Annotated in this window: 1 protein-coding gene; it reads left to right on the forward strand. The window is 71.8% G+C overall.

Annotated features, from left to right (window positions below; all coding sequences use genetic code 11):
- The coding region (locus J0695_RS42825) for a hypothetical protein (RefSeq protein ID WP_206970180.1) at nt 1-280 on the forward strand (280 nt) is incomplete at both ends.

A 280-nucleotide genomic window follows, 5' to 3' on the forward strand; every position in this document is an offset into this window, starting at 1 on the left:
GCCGGAGACCGAGGGCGCGGCGTACGTGCCGCTCGGTGCCGCCAAGCGCGGCAGCGCGACCGCAGTCCTCAAGGACGTTGCCAGCCGCTTCGGTTACCAGCTCACCGCCAACGGCGTATCGGGCCCCAGCCACCTGGTGGACGCCCGGCCTGCTGGGGTGCAGGTCGTTGTCGTACGTGAGCAGCCGGCCGCCCTCGTCGGGTCGATGCCCGTCACTGTCCATGGCCCCGCTGACAGGTCTGCGGCGGATGCCGTCGGCTCGGAGATCATGCGCCGCCTT

Origin of the sequence: Streptomyces beijiangensis (assembly GCF_017315755.1) — a bacterium.
Lineage (GTDB): Bacteria > Actinomycetota > Actinomycetes > Streptomycetales > Streptomycetaceae > Streptomyces > Streptomyces beijiangensis.